At 71.9% G+C, this 16,424-nt stretch carries 12 protein-coding genes; 10 read left to right on the top strand and 2 right to left on the bottom strand.

What is annotated here, in order from left to right; all coding sequences use genetic code 11:
• Positions 1-131: 131 nt before the first annotated feature.
• The 6 genes from JK364_RS03335 (at position 132) to JK364_RS03310 (ending at position 9,279) form a co-directional block, all read left to right on the top strand.
• The gene (locus tag JK364_RS03335; protein WP_201847303.1) at positions 132-971 is read left to right on the top strand and encodes a TrmB family transcriptional regulator sugar-binding domain-containing protein; all 840 of its coding nucleotides are present in this window, start codon (positions 132-134) and stop codon (positions 969-971) included.
• Between the two features lie 169 nt (positions 972-1,140).
• Complete coding sequence (locus JK364_RS03330; RefSeq protein WP_307841140.1) at positions 1,141-2,094, top strand: ATP-binding cassette domain-containing protein; 954 nt, start codon at positions 1,141-1,143, stop codon at positions 2,092-2,094.
• Positions 2,095-2,199: 105 nt separating this feature from the next.
• The gene (locus JK364_RS03325; RefSeq protein WP_230991286.1) at positions 2,200-3,273 is read left to right on the top strand and encodes a pyridoxal-phosphate dependent enzyme; all 1,074 of its coding nucleotides are present in this window, start codon (positions 2,200-2,202) and stop codon (positions 3,271-3,273) included.
• Entirely contained in the window at positions 3,270-4,754 is a 1,485-nt protein-coding gene (argH, locus tag JK364_RS03320; RefSeq protein ID WP_201847301.1) for an argininosuccinate lyase, read from the top strand. The genes JK364_RS03325 and argH overlap by 4 nt, the downstream gene beginning before the upstream one ends.
• Entirely contained in the window at positions 4,751-6,019 is a 1,269-nt protein-coding gene (locus JK364_RS03315; RefSeq protein ID WP_201847299.1) for an ATP-grasp domain-containing protein, read from the top strand. Before argH ends, JK364_RS03315 begins: the two co-directional genes overlap by 4 nt.
• The gene (locus JK364_RS03310; RefSeq protein WP_201847297.1) at positions 6,019-9,279 is read left to right on the top strand and encodes a non-ribosomal peptide synthetase family protein; all 3,261 of its coding nucleotides are present in this window, start codon (positions 6,019-6,021) and stop codon (positions 9,277-9,279) included. The genes JK364_RS03315 and JK364_RS03310 overlap by 1 nt, the downstream gene beginning before the upstream one ends.
• An 85-nt stretch (positions 9,280-9,364) precedes the next feature.
• On the opposite strand, the gene JK364_RS03305 is transcribed toward JK364_RS03310, so the two are convergent.
• Complete coding sequence (locus JK364_RS03305) at positions 9,365-10,306, bottom strand: TauD/TfdA family dioxygenase (RefSeq protein ID WP_201847296.1); 942 nt, start codon at positions 10,304-10,306, stop codon at positions 9,365-9,367.
• A gap of 54 nt (positions 10,307-10,360) precedes the next feature.
• Positions 10,361-11,191, bottom strand: coding sequence for an ABC transporter permease (locus JK364_RS03300; protein WP_201847294.1), 831 nt, complete (start codon positions 11,189-11,191; stop codon positions 10,361-10,363).
• Between the two features lie 370 nt (positions 11,192-11,561).
• Here JK364_RS03300 and JK364_RS03295 point away from each other — a divergent pair, with 370 nt between their 5' ends.
• From JK364_RS03295 to JK364_RS03280, 4 genes are read left to right on the top strand one after another with little or no spacing between them, the layout of a single operon-like run.
• Complete coding sequence (locus JK364_RS03295; RefSeq protein WP_372461909.1) at positions 11,562-13,379, top strand: fatty acyl-AMP ligase; 1,818 nt, start codon at positions 11,562-11,564, stop codon at positions 13,377-13,379.
• On the top strand, positions 13,376-15,142 hold the full coding sequence (locus JK364_RS03290; RefSeq protein ID WP_201847292.1) for an acyl-CoA dehydrogenase family protein: 1,767 nt from the start codon (positions 13,376-13,378) through the stop codon (positions 15,140-15,142). The genes JK364_RS03295 and JK364_RS03290 overlap by 4 nt, the downstream gene beginning before the upstream one ends.
• On the top strand, positions 15,139-16,092 hold the full coding sequence (locus JK364_RS03285; RefSeq protein ID WP_201847289.1) for a hypothetical protein: 954 nt from the start codon (positions 15,139-15,141) through the stop codon (positions 16,090-16,092). Before JK364_RS03290 ends, JK364_RS03285 begins: the two co-directional genes overlap by 4 nt.
• 42 nt (positions 16,093-16,134) lie before the next feature.
• Positions 16,135-16,407 carry an acyl carrier protein gene (locus tag JK364_RS03280; RefSeq protein WP_201847287.1) on the top strand — a complete coding sequence of 91 codons (273 nt, stop codon included), beginning with the start codon at positions 16,135-16,137 and terminating at the stop codon, positions 16,405-16,407.
• The last annotated feature ends 17 nt before the right edge of the window (positions 16,408-16,424 follow it).

Below are 16,424 nucleotides of genomic sequence, written 5' to 3'. Positions count from 1 at the left end.
TCTGAACGCGGACGGTGCAGGCGAACAGCGAGCCCTCTGTGCTCCTTGAGGTGCCTTGAGTCCATGGCGCACTCGTGAGTCGCAACCCTTCCTTTGCTTCAGGGGGAACTGTGCCAAGCTCTTGCAATGACGTGTTCATCATCGCCGAGAATTCCGCCGGTCCGGATCCGGAACCAGACGCTGATATCACACCGTTAAGAACGAGTGGCGGAGTCTTCAGCGGAGAGATAGAACGTCTGCTTCTGGAGGCCGGCCGACTCGTCATGTCGGCCGTCGACCGCCATCGCAGCGAGGAACGGCTCCTGACCGAGATGGAGCCGGAGGAAGGCGTGGACGCCGCCGAGCACGTCATCGAGTCGGCGCAGCAGAGCCTCTCCGTGGTATTCGCCGGCGGCAACGACCAGCGGGCCGCCAGACTGGTCACCCGGCTGGGCAGAGCCGTCGCCCGGGGGGTCGACGTGCGGCTGCTGGGGCGGGTGGGGCTGATGGATGAGCGATACCTCCTGAAATGCCTGGACAAGCAGGCGCCCGGGGTCGATGTCAGACTCGTCGGGGCACCCCTGCAGGAGATGGTGCTCGCCGATGGCTCGGTGAGCGTGGTGTGGTCCGGTTCGGACAAACTCTCGCGCGAGGCGGTGCTGGTGCGGGCGCCGGCCGTGCTGCGCAATCTGCGCACCCTGTTCATGATCTCCTGGAACTGCAGTGCGGCACTCGAGGACCACCGCCGCCTCAGCGGCCGGACCCGCAGCGTCATGGCCCGGCGGATACTCATGGCGCTGAGTTCGGGGCGTACGGACGAAGCCGCCGCGCGGGAAATCGGCATGTCGGTCCGCACCTATCGAAGGAACGTGGCCGAAATAACCCGTGAACTCGGCGCCAATTCACGATTTCAGGCCGGCGCCCGTGCGGTGGAGCTGGGCCTGCTGCCCTATGTGGATCCCTTCGACGACGAGGACTCGCAGCCCGCGTAATCACCGGACCGTGGTCAGAACCTGTCAGGACGAGTCGACTCTCCTGAACGCCCCCGCACCGTCTGGCAACTTGTTGTATGGGCCTTGCAGGGGAATGAGCGGCGAATGTAGGAACTTCCCAGCCTCTCACTGCATTGCCCGATCCGCTCCCTGCGAGGAATGACATCCGGTGAATAGCGCGATGATTGATGTGATGGACATATGCCGGTCCTTCGGCGGCACCCGGGCTCTGGACGGTGTCAGCTTCCGCATCGGCGAAGGCGAGGTTCTGTGTCTGCTGGGCCACAACGGAGCGGGCAAGAGCACGCTGGTGAACATCCTCGCCACCGCGCTGCCGCCCAGCCGGGGCACGGCGCGGGTGGCCGGATACGACGTGGTGCGCGAGGCCCGTGAAGTACGTCGGCGCATCGGCCTGACGGGACAGTTCGCCGCGGTGGACGAGAACCTGTCCGGCCGGGACAACCTCGTCCTGGTGGCCCGCTTGCTCGGCGCGAGCCGCACCGAGGCCCGGACGAGGGCGGATGAGCTCCTGGAGACCTTCGCGCTGACGGGCGCGGCCGACCGTGCGGCCGCGACGTACTCGGGAGGCATGCGCCGCCGGCTCGACCTCGCCAGCAGTTTCGTCGGCCGCCCCCAGGTGCTGTTCCTGGACGAGCCCACCACCGGACTCGATCCGGTCAGCCGCAGCGCGCTGTGGGACTCGGTCCGGTCGGCGGTGACGGGCGGCGCCACCGTGCTGCTGACCACTCAGTACCTCGAAGAAGCCGAACAACTCGCGGACCGGGTCATCGTGCTGGGCCGCGGCCGGACCATCGCCGACGGCTCGGTGTCACAGCTCAAGAAGCAACTCGGCGTCAGCTCGGTCCGCGCCACCCTCGCCGAACCGGCGGCCGTACCGGCCGCATGGGCCGCGCTGCGCCACGCGGGTCTGGAGCCGCAACCCGGCGAGCCCGAGGGCACGGTGTGCGTCCCCGTGCACGAGTCCGCAGCCCTCGCCGCCGTCGTACGTGCCCTGGACGACGCGGGAGTGGCGATCACCGGGATCTCGCTGTCCGAGCCGACCCTCGACGACGTCTACGTGGCCCTTGCCGAGGGGCTGACCGACCTGCCGGTCCTCTCCTGATTCCGTTCCCCGTGCCCCGGCCGACAGGCCATGCCCCCACGACCCCCGAGGGGCGTCCACCGGATCCCGGATCCGTGGCCCGCCCCCGGACCCCGAGGAGTCTCCATGCCGCTGTCCGCCCTGACGTACCGCTCCATCACCGAGGCCCAAATGCTGCCACGCCTCATCCGGCTCGGCCCCAACCTCTACGGCGCGGTCTTCACCCTGATGAAACTGGTGCCCGCGCAGTACATCCTGCGTCGCGCGTTACAGCGCGGCGAGCTGACCGAGGACACCGTGATCGTGGAAACCACCTCGGGCACCTTCGGACTCGCCCTCGCGATGCAGGCGGCGCTGATGGAGCGTGAGCTGGTCCTGGTGAGCGACCCCGCGATCGACGACAACCTCTACCGCAGACTGACCGACCTCGGCGCCAAGGTGGAGATGTGCCTGGAGCCCGCGCCGGTCGGCGGATATCAGGGAGCCCGGCTGACCAAGGTGGCGGAGATCCGCGCCTCGCTGCCGTCCACCTTCTGCCCCGAGCAGTACAACAACCCGGACAACGCCCGGTCGTACCAGGTGGTGGCCGAGCAGCTCGTGCGCACCTTCGGCACCGTCGACTGCCTGGTCGGCACCGTCGGCACCGCCGGATCGATGTGTGGCACCGGGGGCGGACTGCGCGAATACAGCTCGCACACCCAGGTCATCGGCGTCGACAGCCACCGCAGTGTGCTGTTCGGCCAGCCCGACGGGCCCCGCTCGCTGCGCGGCCTGGGCAACAGCCTGTGGCCCGCCAACCTCGACCACACCCTCTTCGACGAGATCCACTGGTGCGACGCGACCGAGGCATACGCCCAGACCCGGGCCCTGCACGCCGAATCCGCCCTCTTCCAGGGCCCGACCAGCGGCGCCGCCCATCTGGTCGCTCAGTGGTGGGCGGCGAACAACCCGGACGGGCTCTGTGTGGTGATGCTGCCCGACGAGGGGTACCGCTACCAGGCCACCGTCTACGACGACGCGTGGCTCACCGCGAACGGCCATGTGCTCGCCGAGCGTCCCACCGAGCCGGTGACCGTCGCGTCCCCCGCCGAGGCCGGTGACCGCTGGACCCGGCTCGTCTGGGGCCGCCGCTCCTACGAGGAGGTGCCCGGCGTCGTGCCCCGGGTGGCGCACCGCCTCGCCGAGCGGGCGCTGTCGTGAGCTCCACCGGACGGCTCACCCGCATCCTCGGCCCGCGCACCCGCCGCGTCGTCTACGGGGAACCGGATCCCGGCGCCATACGCGGGGAACTGGAGCCCATCAGCACCATCGACATGGCGCATGTGGTCATGCTCACCGAGTGCGGGCTGCTGCCCGCCGACACGGCCGCCGCGCTCCTGGAGCGCATCACGCGGCTGCGGGCGGAAGGCTTCGGCAGTCTGCACGGGCTGCCGGCGCCGCGCGGCCTGTACTTGATGTACGAAGGCCATCTGGTGGCCGAACTCGGCGCCGACGTGGGCGGAAAGCTGCACACCGGACGCTCCCGCAACGACATCAAGGCGACCGTCACCGCGATGCGGCTGCGCGCCGAACTGACCGACCTGCTCGGCGAGGTGCTGAGGCTGCAGGCGGTCCTGCTCTCCCGGGCCCGCGCCCACCGCGACGTGGTGATGCCCATCTACACTCACTTCCAGCCGGCCATGCCGGTCAGCTACGGCTACTACCTGTGCGGGATCGCCACCGCGCTGGACCGTGACCTCACCGCGCTGCGCCAGACGCTGGACGAGCTGGACCGCTGCCCGCTCGGCGCCGGGGCGGTGTCCGGGACGGACCTGCCCATCGAACCGGCGCGCACCGCCGTCCTGCTGGGGTTCGCCGGCCCACCGCTGCACGCGATCGACGCGGTGGCCGCACGGGACACGCTGCTGCGCGCGCTCGCCGCCGCGTCCTCGGCCGGGGTGACGCTGAGCCGGCTCGCCACCGACCTGCAGCTGTGGAGCACCCAGGAGTTCGGGCTGATCGAGTTCCCCGAACGGCTGGTCGGCGGCAGCTCGGCCATGCCCCAGAAGCGCAACGCGTTCCTGCTGGAACACGTCAAGGCGAAGGCGGGCGCGGCCATCGGCGCCTGGACGGCCGCCGCCTCCGCCATGAAGTCCGCGCCGTTCACGAACTCCATCGAGGTCGGCACCGAGGCGGTGGCTCCGGCCTGGCCCGCGCTGGCCGCCGTACGCGACTCCGTCCTCCTCGCCCAGGTGCTCGTCAGCGGCGCCCGTCCGATGGTGGAGCGGATGGAGCGGCGTACGGCGGAGAGCTTCGTGACCGCCACCGTGATCGCCAACAGACTGGTCGCACAAGGGGTTCCGTTCCGCACGGCCCACCACATCGTGGGCGCCGCCGTCCGCGAGGCGATCGAGAGCGGGGCGACGGAACTCACCAAGATCGACCTGCCCGACGGGGCCCCCGGCGGCACGGCCGCCGAACTGCCCTCCCTGCGTGACGTCGTCGAGGCACACGACCGGGGCGGCGGCCCCGGCGAGTGCGACGCGGCCGTGGGCGTCCTGCGGGAGCGGCTCACCGCCCATGGGCGACGGCTCGCCGTCCACCGCGGCCGGACGCGGGACGCGCGGCGGAGGCTCGATCTCGCGGTCGACGCGCTTCTCGCGGGCCACGGATCCGCGGCCGGAAGGGAAGGAGAACGATGACCGGGCACGCGAGGACGAGCGGGCGGTGGCTCGCGTTCGTGGAGAGCAACACCACGGGAACGGGGCGGGAGTTCTGCGCGGCGGCGCGGGCACGAGGACTGCGGCCGGTGCTGCTGACCCGGGACCCGGGCCGCTATGTGTACGTCGAGCAGGACGGCATCGACACCAGGCTGCTGGACACCGGTGACCTGGCCGCGGTGGTGGACTGCTGCGCCGGGCTCGTACCGGACGGAGGGCTCGCCGGAGTCGCCTCCAGCTCCGAGTACTTCGTGTCCACCGCCGCCCGCGCGGCCGCCAAGCTCGGCCTGCCCGCGGCGGACGGGGACGCCATCGCCCGGTGCCGGGACAAGGAGACGCAGGTCGCCGCGCTGGCGGCGGCCGGTGTCCCGGTACCCGCCAGCGCGTCCGTCGGCGAGGTGGCCGACGCGGTGCGCGCCGCCGACGGGATCGGCCACCCGGTCGTGCTCAAACCGGTCCTCGGATCGGGCTCGGTCGGCGTCCGGCTGTGCCGGGACCGCGACGAGACCGGGCGGTGGGCGGATGAACTGCTGAGCCGGTCCACCGACGAACGCGGCAACCCGGTGCCGGCCCGGATTCTGGTCCAGGAGGCCGTCGAGGGGCCGGAGTTCTCCGTCGAGACCTTCGACAACGCTGTCGTCACCGTCGTCGCCAAGCACATCGGGCCCCGGCCGTACTTCGTGGAGACCGGACACGAGGTACCCGCACCCGTGCCCGACGCCACCGCCGCCACGCTCGGCGACACCGCCCTGCGGGCGCTCACCGCGCTCGGCCTCGGCTGGGGAGCCGCCCACACCGAACTGCGGATGTCCGCAGACGGCCCCGTCGTCATCGAGGTCAACCCGCGGCTCGCGGGCGGCATGATCCCCGTCGCCGTACGGGCCGCCCACGGAGTCGACCTCGTCGACGCCGTGATCGCCCGCGCGGCGGGACAGAGCCGGACGCCCGCCCGGCCGGGCCGGGGGCATGCCGCGGTCCGCTTCCTGCGCAACGAGCGCGAGGGACGGGTCACGGGCATCGGCGGAGTCGAGGCGGCGCGGGCGGCCCCCGGCGTGGTGGCCGTCGCGGTCGGCACCGCCCCCGGACGCACCGTGCGCGTGACGAACACGTTCCAGGACCGCCTGGGCTGCGTGGTCGCCACCGGGACGGACGGGGAGCGGGCCGGACACCACGCGGCGGCCGCCGCGCGCCTGATCAGGATCGAGCTGGAGGAGCCGGCGCTGCCGGATGAAGGAGTCGCAGGCTGATGGAAGACGGCGCGAAGACCCTGGCGTTCACCCACGTTCCCCGGTGGACCTCACCGTCCGCGACGGACGCGGGCACGGGGGTCCACGGCATACGGCTGGACGCGGAGCTCACGGACGCGTTGGAACGCACCGCCGGGGAATGGGAACTCCCCCTGGCGGCCCTGCTGCTCGCCGGTCACGCCCGGGTCCTGGCGACCGCCGCCGCCGAGCGCGACCTGCTCCTCGGCTGTGTGCCGCAGGACGGGCCGGGCCCCGCGCGGCCACTGGGCCTGTCCGTCGCCGACTCCACCTGGGCGGAGCTGGCGGCACTCGCGGACGGGGCGCTGAAGGGCCTGGGAGCCGCGGCCGGCGCACGGCCCGAGGCCGTACTGGACCTGTCCGGGCTGGCGGCGCACGAGGACACTCCGGTCCGGGCCCACGGCGACCGCGCGCCCGACGCCCTGGACGACGGCGTGCTGCTCCGGGTGGCCTGGTCGCGCGATGAGCAGGGCCTGTCGCTGCGGGTGCTGCACGACCGTGCCGCGATCGACGGCAGCTACGCGCGGCGCCTCGCCGGATACCACCTGGCCGCGCTGCGGCTTCTCGTGGCCGACCCGCACGGGAGGCACGGGTCGACGAGCCTGCTGTCCTCCCAGGAGACCGAGAAGCAGCTGTCCGGGCTCGCCGGCCCCACCGTGGAACTGCCCGACCGCACCTTCGTCGACCTGTTCCAGGAGCGGGCCCGCGGCTGCCCCGACGCCATCGCGGTCGAGCACGGCACGGTCCGGTGGACGTACCGGGAGCTGGAGCGGCGGGTCAACCGGATCGCGCACGCGCTGGTCGAGGCGGGGGTGGAGACCGAGGACGTGGTCGCCGTGGTCATGGACCGCACCCCGGAGTGGATCGCGGCCGCCCTCGGCGTCTTCACGGCGGGCGGTGTCTACCTGCCCGTTCGGCCGGACTTCCCGGTCGAACGCGTGGTCGCTCAGCTGGAGCGCAGCGCCTGCGCCGTCGCGCTGACCGATCCGGGCAGCGAGGCGCTGGCGCGCGCGGCCTCCGCCCGGCTGGCCGCCCCGCTCACGCGGCTGTCCGTGGCGCGCGTCCTGGCGCGCGGCGGCCACCCGGAGCCGCCCCGGGTGCCGATGACGCCCGGACAGGCCGCCTACATCTACTTCACCTCGGGCTCCACCGGAAGCCCCAAGGGTGCCCTGTGCGAGCACGCCGGCTTCCTCAACCACCTCTACGCGAAGATCGAGGACACCGGGATCACGGCCGGTGGCGGGGATGTGGTCACCCAGATCGCGTCGCAGTGCTTCGACATCTCCCTGTGGCAGTTCGCCGCGCCGCTGCTGATGGGCGGCAGCGTGCGGATCGTGGACACCCGCACCCAGCTCGACGTCGCCGCCTTCGTCGAGGAGATCGTCGAGGGCCGGGTGTCCGTGACGCAGGTCGTCCCGTCGTATCTGGAAGTGCTCCTCACCCATCTGGAGCAGCATCCCCGTCCGCTCGGCGCCCTGCGCTCGGTGTCGGTGACGGGTGAGGCGCTCACCTACGAACTGGTGCAGCGCTGGTTCGCCGCCTACCCCGATGTCCAGCTGGTCAACGCCTACGGCGCCACCGAGACATCGGACGATCCGATGCACGAGGTGCTGCACGGCGTCCCGGAGCGGGAGTTCGTGTCCGTCGGCCGCGCGCTGCGCAACGTCAACACCTATGTACTCGACGAGAACCTGGCGCTGGTGCCGCTGGGCACGCCCGGTGAGATCGCGTTCTCCGGGGTGTGCGTCGGCCGTGGCTACATCAACGACGAGGAACGCACCCGGGAGGCGTTCGTCCCGGACCCGTTCCGGCCGGGCACCCGGATGTACCGGACCGGTGACTTCGGCCGGTGGCTGCCCGAGGACCGCCTCGAATTCCTGGGGCGCCGCGACGCGCAGGTCAAGATCCGCGGCTTCCGCATCGAGATCGGCGAGATCGAGAACAAGCTGCTGACCATGGACGGTGTCCGCGAGGCGGCGGTGGTCACCGAGGGCGACACCAGCGAACAGCGCGTCCTCGTCGCCTTCTTCAGCGGCTCGGAGGAGGTGACCGCGGAGGGAGTCCGCGACTTCCTCGGCACCGTCCTGCCCGACTACATGGTGCCCACCCATGTCCACCGGGTGGACCGGCTGCCGCTCACCGAGAACGGGAAGATCGACAAGAAGGCGCTGGCGCGGCCCGCCGCGGAGACGGCCGGACGTCCCGCCCCCATCCCGCCCGCCACCCCCGCCGAACAGCGCCTCGCCGAGCTGTGGGCCGATGTCCTCGGCGTACCGCTGGAGCGGATCGGCCGGTCCGACGACTTCTTCGAGCTCGGCGGCACCTCGCTGGCCGCGGTGCGGCTCCTGGTCCGGCTGGACCGGGCGCTGTCGCTGAAGGACCTGGCCGCCCACCCGGTGCTCGCCGACTGCGCGGCGGTGCTCGAACCCCACGGCGCCGGCGCCTTCGCCCGCCCGATGGCGACCCGGCTGCTCCACCCGATGGCCGCCGTGCGGGATCCGCACCACACCCTCGTGTGCTTCCCCTTCGCGGGAGGCAACGCCGTCAACTTCCGGCCCCTGGCCACCGAGCTCCAGCACGATGGCATCGCGGTGCTCGGTGTGGAACCGCCCGGCCATGACTTCGCCGGCGACGGTGAGCCGATGGAGGACGTCCCCGTCCTGGCCCGGTGGGTACGGGACGAGATCGTCGCGCACATCACCACGCCGGTGTCGGTGTGGGGACACTCCACCGGTGTGGCCGCCGCTCTGGAGACGGCGCGACTGCTGGCGGAGGCGGATCGGCCCGTCGAGCGCGTCTACATCGGCGCGTTGCTGCTGGGGGACGCCGAAACGCTCGCCGCCGAGATGGCCCAGGCGGCCACGGCGGACGAGAAGAGCCTGCTCTCCCGGCTGCGGGCCGGAGAGGTGTACACGGAGCTGGACGAGCTGGGGGCGGAGCGTGCCGATGTGGTGGCCCGCGCCTACCAGCACGACGTGCTGACCGCCGGGAGACACCTGCGCGCGGTCCGCGAGGACCCGGAGGCGTACCGGCTCGATGCCCCGGTGGAGGTGGTGGTCGCACGGGACGACATCGCCACGGCCTCCTTCACCGAGGAGTACGGCGGCTGGAAGGCGATCTCCGACCGGATCGCCCTCCACGAACTGGAGCGGGGCGGCCACTACTTCGTCCGGACCCGGCCGGCGGAGACCGCCGCGCTGGTACGGGTGTGCTCCTCGCTGTCCGAGCCGCGGGACCGGTGACGAAGGGGGCGCCCCCGGGTCCGCCCGGGTGCGCCCCCTGATCCGTGGTTCGCCGGTCCCGCCATCTGACCGGCGGTCGGTGTGCCTACGGACGGAACGGTTCGCCGAGGCCGACGACGATCTCGCGGTCGCCCCGGTAGGGCTCGCGGCTGTGCGCCATGCGGACGTTGTCGATGACCATGAGGTCGCCGCGCTGCCAGGGCTCGCGCACCGTGTGCTTCTCGTAGGCCGCGTTGATGAGATCGACGGTGGCGCTGTCCAGGGGCGAGCCGTCACCGTAGAAGGTGTTGAACGGCAGCCCGTCGGGGCCGAACTCCGCGGTGAGGAACTCACGCACCTCGGGAGCCATCGTCCACTCGTTCAGGAACGCGATCTGGTTGAACCAGCACCGTTCGCCGGACTCGGGATCGGCTACGACGGCCGGACGGGTCTGCCGGGTGCGCAGGCCGCCCTCGGCGTCCCAGCGCACCTCGATGCCGTGGTCGGCGCAGTAACGCTCCACCTCGTCGGGGTTCTTGGCGCCGAACGCGTCCTCCCATCCGATCCCGACGAACGGGTTGTAGTGGCGGGTCAGCACCCAACCGTGGCGTTCGAAGCGCTCGACGAGTCCATCCGGCAGGTCACGCAGCACCGCACGGGCGTCGGCGACGGCCGTGACACCGCCGGCGGACGGCGGGGTGACGCAGGCGAAGGCCATCAGCCGGGGCGCCTCGGCCGCGTAGCTGAGCTCGTGGTGCATGCACATGGGCTGGTCGGCCGGCCAGTGCGAGGAGGAGTACAGGCCCGGTCCGAACTCGTCGCGGGGAGCGAACCCCTCGCGCTCGGCCATGCCTTCGCCGATGACCCCGCGGACCACGGAGGCGGCGTGTTCGGGGCCGTCCAGGTCCAGGCCGCGGACCAGCAGGCCACCGTGGTGGGCCACCAGGGCCCGTATCTCCGCACGGTGTTCGGTGACCCAGGCCGCGGCGTCGGTGCCGGGCCCGGGGGCGGCGTCCAGCCGCCGCAGGGCATCTGTCTGCTCGGGCATGAGGGCTCTCCGTTTCGTCTGATGAGGGGGAGGGGTGGGGTAAGGGGGATGAGCTCAGACCAGGGGCCGCCGGAACGCCCACACCGCCGCGCTCGATCCGAGCAGCGCGACGAGGGCGCTCGCGCCCAGGGCTGACCACACCTGGGCGCCCAGCGGCTGGTCGAGGCAGAGCGCGCGCGAGGCGTCCATCGCGTACGACAGCGGGTTGAGGATCGCCAGGAGCTGCAGCCAGCCCGGCATCCGGTCCACGGGGACGAAGGCGCTGGAGGCGAACATCAGCGGGAACGTCACCAGATAGGCGGCGCTCTGCATCGCCTCGGCGCTGCGCAGCCAGGCCGCCAGCGCCAGGAAGATCCAGGTCATCGCCCACACCACTACACAGGTCAGCAGCAGCGCGGCCACCAGTCCCACGCCGCCGCCGGCCGGGTCGGCGCCCATGAACACCACGGCCACCACGAGCAGGATCGTCAGCTGTCCGGTGGTGCGCAGCAGGTCGGCGAAGCTGCGGGCGAACAGCAGCAGCGGCGCGTGGATGGGCAGGGTGCGCAGCCGTGCCACCGCACCGTTGTCCATGTCCCGGACCAGGCCGATACCGGAGGCGATCGCGGGCCCGATGCCCGTGGTCACCAGCAGCGCGGGCAGCAGATAGTCCAGGTAGGAGACGCCGTCGGGCAGGTGGTCGAGGTCGACGATGCTGCCGAAGACCTCGCTGAGCAGAAGCAGCATGAAGACCGGCTGCAGCATGGCGAGGACCAGGGTCCGGCGGTGCGCGAGATGAGCCTTGAGCGACCGCTGGGTGAGGATCAGCAGTTGTGCCCAAGGGCTGCTGCCGTGCCAGGCGGGAGCGAAGGCGCCGCCGTCCGGTAACGACGGGCTACGGGTCATGAAATTCCTCCGGGAGTCGTGCGCCCGCTGGTGCGCGGCACGGTGCGCCAAATTCCTGGAGCGGTAATCGAAAAAGGCAGGATCAAAGAATCCGCCGCCATGACCGGCTACGCGATGACTGAGCGCGGATGTATCGGATAGCTGTGTCGTCCATGTGGAACGAACGCACTTCGACTCTATCGCGCGGAAATCGACCCGGCGGGACGTTTCCTGGCCAGTACTGGCCGGTGCGCCCCAGGATCGCGGTGCGATATGAGTGCTATGGGGCGATTTGCGCCGAGGGGATGGCGTGCATTGTGCAATTTGTTGTCAGTGCCTTTCCCGGGTTGCGGTCCCTCGGTAGAAATGCACGGCAGCGCCATATCGGCGCATGGAAACTCAGTTCGCGGACACGAAGGGCAGGGCCTCGGATATGGCGGGAATCGTCACCGCCCCCAGCGTTGACGCAGTGCTCCGGGAGCATGCGGAAAACCGTCCGGAAAAGACGGCGGCCGTATTCGTGACGGACCCGTTGCGCACCGACGGAGCACATCGGCTCACCTATGCGGAACTCGACGCACAAGCCAGGAGTGTCGCCGTACGGCTGCGCGCCCACGTCCCGCCGGGAGGCCGCGTCGTCCTGCTGTACCCCGCCGGCCCGGCCTTCGTCACCGCCTTCTTCGGCTGCCTGTACGCGGGCGCCGTCGCGGTTCCCTCGTCCCTGCCCGGCCGGTACCGGCATGAGCGCTACCGGGTCAGGCGCATCGCGGACGACGCGGGCGCGGTGGCGATCCTCACCGATACCGCCACCCGCGCCGACATCGGGGCGTGGGCCGCCGAGGAGGGACTCGACACCCTTCCCCTGCTGGTCACCGACGACGGCGACGCCCCCGATCCGCACGCATGGACGATGACGCCCGCCGGACACGACACGCTCGCCGTGCTCCAGTACACCTCCGGTTCCACCGGCGATCCCAAAGGCGTCATGATCAGCCACGGCAATGTGCTGCACAACACCGCCAATCTGGCCGACTCCCTGGAGCTGGACGACACCACCCCCATCGGCGGGTGGATCCCGCACTTCCACGACATGGGGCTGATGGGCTCGATACTCCCACCGCTGCTGCTCGGCTCGACCACCGTCCTGATGAGCCCCACCACCTTCCTCAAACGCCCCCACCTGTGGCTGCACATGATCGACCGCTATGGCATCGAGGCGTCCGCGGCGCCGGACTTCGCATACGACCTGTGCAGCCGACGGGTCACCGACGCCCAGAGCGAGGGCCTGGACCTGTCCCGCTGGCGGCACGCGCTGGATGGCTCCGAACCCGTACGCGCCGCCGTGCTCGAACGATTCCAGCGGCGCTTCGCCGGCCACGGCCTGCGCGCCGACGCCCTGACCCCCTGCTACGGCATGGCCGAGGCGACCCTCTTCATCTCCGGGGTGGCGGGCGGCGCCCCCCGGGTGCGGCAGGTCTCCGCCGAACTGCTGGAGCGCCACGAGTTCCGGCCCGCGGCCCCCGACGAGCCCGCCCGCGCCGTCGTCGGCTGCGGCCCGCCGCTCGGCGCCGAGGTGCGCATCGTCGAACCCGACACCCGGCACGTCCTGCCCGAAGGCGGCGTCGGTGAGATCTGGATACGCGGTGACATCGTCGGCCAGGGCTACTGGAACCGCGAGGCCACCAACGAGGCCGAGTTCCGCGCCACGACCGCGGACGGCGACGCCGGCTGGCTGCGCACCGGCGACCTCGGGGTCCTCTACCAGGGCGAACTCCACATCACCGGCCGCATCAAGGACGTCCTCAACCTGCGCGGCCGCAACCTCTATCCGCAGGATATCGAGGATGAACTGCGCACCCAGTGGCCCGAGCTCGGCAATCTCGTCGGCGCGTGCTTCGCCGTACCGGGCGAGGGCCCCCAGGGCGACGAGGTGCTCGTGGTCACCCACGAGGTGCGCGGCATCAAGGACGAGGAACGGCTGCGCGAACTCGCCGCCGAGATGCGGCTCACCGTCGCCCGCGAATTCGGCGCCCCCGTCGGCGCCGTCCTGCTGCTGCGCCCCGGCGGAGTACGCCGCACCACCAGCGGCAAGATCCAGCGGTCGGCGATGCGCGACCTGTTCCGCGCCGGCGCGTTGCGGCCCACCTACGCCGCCTACGAACAGAGCCTGCTGCGCCCCTTACCCGAGCCCCAGGAGGCCGCCATATGACCACCGCCTCCCCGGCCACCCGGACCCAAGACCCCTCCGCCACACCCCTCGAGCGGCTCACCCGCCTGCTCGGCGAGCTCACCGGACCCGGGCGGCCCTTCGCACCCGAGGCGCTCGCCGAGCTCGACCGTGCCGAGGCATTTCCCACCGAGGCCTGCCGGGCGCTCGACGCGTTCGGACTGCGGCGCTTCTATGTACCGGCCGAACACGGCGGCGCACTGGAGAGCTTCGACGTCGTCATGCGGCTGCTGCGGGCCGTGTCCCGGATCGACCTGACCGTGGCCGTCTCGCACGGGAAGACCTATCTCGGGGCCGCCGCCACCTGGATCGCGGGAGAGCCGGAGGCCGCCCGCCGGCTGGGACGGCGGATAGCGGAGGGAACGACCGTCTCCTGCGCCCTGACCGAACGCCACCACGGCAGCGATCTGATGGCCGGTGAGCTGACCGCCGGGCCCGCCCCGGGTGGCGGCTGGCTGCTGTCCGGCGAGAAGTGGCTGATCAACTCCGCCACCCGGGCCGGTCTGGTCACCGTCCTGGCCCGCACCGACGAAAGAGGCGGTCCGCGTGGCTTCAGCCTCTTCCTCGTGGACAAGTCCCGGCTCGCCCCGGAACACTTCACCCACCTGCCCAAAGTGCCCACCTACGGCATCCGGGGCGCGGACATCAGCGGCATCGCGTTCCATGACGCGCCACTGCCCGAGGAAGCGCTCATCGGGCGGGTCGGTGAGGGCATCGAGATCATCCTCAAGGCGCTGCACCTCTCCCGGACCGGCTGTGTCGCGATGTCACTGGGCGCGGGAGACCACGCGCTCGCCCTGGCCGCCGAGTTCGTGGCCCAGGACGCCGCCGGCGGAGGGCTCGCGCTGGACCCGTACGTGCGGCGGGAGCTGGGCGAGGCCGCCGCGGGCCTGCTGCTCTCCGACGCCACCGGCCTGGTGGCGGCGCGCTCCCCACACGCGCTCCCCGGCGAGATGAGCGTGGTCTCCGCCGTCGCGAAGGCATATGTGCCCGCCGAGATCGACGACCTCATCGCGCGCCTGCTGCACCTCCTCGGCCCGTACGGACTGCTCAGCCCCGACGACCCGCACACCGGATTCGCCAAGGTGGAACGCGACCACCGCATCATCGGCATCTTCGACGGCAGCAGCCTGGTCAACCGCAGCGCCCTGATCGAGCAGTTCCCCCGCGTCGCCCGCGGCTACGCGAAGGGCCGGTGGGACGCGGAGGGCCTCGCCGAGGCCACGAATCCGCACGCTCCGCTGCGCCCGATGCGGCCCCACGCGTTCGGCCTGGTCTCCAGCGGCGGCTGCTCCGTCGTGGCCGGCCTGCCGTCGGCGGTCGGCGAGCTGCGGGACCTGGCCGCACGCGGCCACGCCTCCACGGCGCTCACCACCCTGGCCGGGCGGCTCCTGGACGTGTCCGACCGGCTCCACAAGGACATGGCGGCGATCCGGTTCTCGCCCCGCGCCGTCCCCGGCCATGCGTTCCGGCTCGCCGAGCGGTTCGAGTCGTGCTTCGCGGCGGCTTCGGCGCTCCACCTGTGGTTGCGCGCCGCCGTCCGCGCCCGGAGCCCCCTCCCGGAGGCCGCGCTGCTCGCCTGTCTCGTCAAGGCGCTCACCGACCTGGACGAGCTCGTCGACGACGCCGACCGCACCGCCTTCGACGACCTCGCCGAAGCGGTCCTCGCCCGCCCGTCCGCTCCCTTCCACTCACTCCTCGACCACGTGGAGCCCACCGGCTCCCAGGAGGGGGCCGCCTCGTGAACACCACCACTGCCTCCGTCGCCCTCGCCACCACCGTGGAAAAGCGCCTCGGCGACCCCTACGACACCGCGAACCCCAACGGCTTCCGGGCAATCCTCGCCGCACGGGAGGCCGGACACCCGCCGGCCGGTGAGCCCTTCCGCGCCCTCGGCGCGGGCGGCGCCGAGGACGGCGACGCGTCCCCGGAATCGCGGATGCACGCTCTGCGCGCCGGCTACCGCAGATCGCCCACGCTGACCCGGTCCGGCGGTGAGGCCCAGCGGGGGAGCGGCGCCGTGACGGTCGGTGCGGCCGCCGTCGGCACACTCGACTCCGGCCTGCGTATGACGCTGCGCCATCTGCGGGCCCGGCGCCTGTACGGCGCGGCGGCCATCGACATTCCCCAGTTGCGCGCGGTACTCGCGGGCGCCTACGCCGACCTGCTGCTGTGCGACACGCTGACGACACTCGCGGTCCGGGGCACCGATGCCTTCCCCGCCCGGCCGGACGCCCACGACCGCGTGGTCCGGGTGCTCGTACCGCGCGTGCTCCAGGGCGCGATGGACCGCCTTTCGCTGGCCATGGGGTCGCGCTTCTACATCAGGGAGAGCGAACACGCCGCCTTCCACCTGCTGCTGAACGAGATGCAGCACGCCCTCTTCGCGGCCGAGGGCCGGCCCGGCGGTACGGGCCGGGGAAGCCGAGCGGGCCGGCCGCCGGAGCCCGCCGGTCATGCCGCTCCGCTCAGCGGCATGACCGGCGCGGAGCTCACCACGGCCCCGGCCGCCACCGCACTGTGCGACCCCGAACTGCTTGCCGCGGCGCCCGGCCGCGCACTCGTCACGCATGCGCGACGGACACCGCAGCCGTCGGGCCCCGCACTGGAGCGCCTGTTCGCGGACCTCGACCACCGCTACGACACCGGCCGCTCGTTCGACCTGGCCGAACGCCCTCTCCCCGACCGTCCCTAGCCGTCGCGCCCGGACGCCCGCCCCACTGCGAAGGAGACACCCATGTCCGACCTCCACGCCGGCCAGCACACCGTCGACAGCCTGCGGGAATGGCTGACCAACTGCGTCGCCTCCCACCTCGAGCGGCCCGCCGACACCATCGACACCAGCGTGCGGCTCTCCGACTACGGACTCGACTCGCTGTACGTCCTGTCCGTCGCCGGAGAGCTCGAGGACCACCTCGACATCTCCCTCGACCCGACGCTCCTGTGGGACAACCCGACCATCGACGCGCTCAGCGAGGCCCTCGCCAAGGAACTGGCCCAGTACGCCTGACGGGCACCCCGCACCGC

It is taken from the genome of Streptomyces endocoffeicus (assembly GCF_016741935.1).
GTDB lineage: Bacteria > Actinomycetota > Actinomycetes > Streptomycetales > Streptomycetaceae > Streptomyces > Streptomyces endocoffeicus.
Note: the sequence above shows the minus strand (reverse complement) of the source record. Positions and strands in the feature narration are given on the sequence as shown.

Coding starts and splice junctions, on each gene's coding strand:
- JK364_RS03325 (WP_230991286.1), top strand. CDS start 2,200: ATGCCGCTGTCCGCCCTGACGTACCGCTCCATCACCGAGGCCCAAATG.
- JK364_RS03315 (WP_201847299.1), top strand. CDS start 4,751: ATGACCGGGCACGCGAGGACGAGCGGGCGGTGGCTCGCGTTCGTGGAG.
- JK364_RS03310 (WP_201847297.1), top strand. CDS start 6,019: ATGGAAGACGGCGCGAAGACCCTGGCGTTCACCCACGTTCCCCGGTGG.
- JK364_RS03305 (WP_201847296.1), bottom strand. CDS start 10,306: ATGCCCGAGCAGACAGATGCCCTGCGGCGGCTGGACGCCGCCCCCGGG.
- JK364_RS03300 (WP_201847294.1), bottom strand. CDS start 11,191: ATGACCCGTAGCCCGTCGTTACCGGACGGCGGCGCCTTCGCTCCCGCC.
- JK364_RS03295 (WP_372461909.1), top strand. CDS start 11,562: ATGGAAACTCAGTTCGCGGACACGAAGGGCAGGGCCTCGGATATGGCG.
- JK364_RS03290 (WP_201847292.1), top strand. CDS start 13,376: ATGACCACCGCCTCCCCGGCCACCCGGACCCAAGACCCCTCCGCCACA.
- JK364_RS03280 (WP_201847287.1), top strand. CDS start 16,135: ATGTCCGACCTCCACGCCGGCCAGCACACCGTCGACAGCCTGCGGGAA.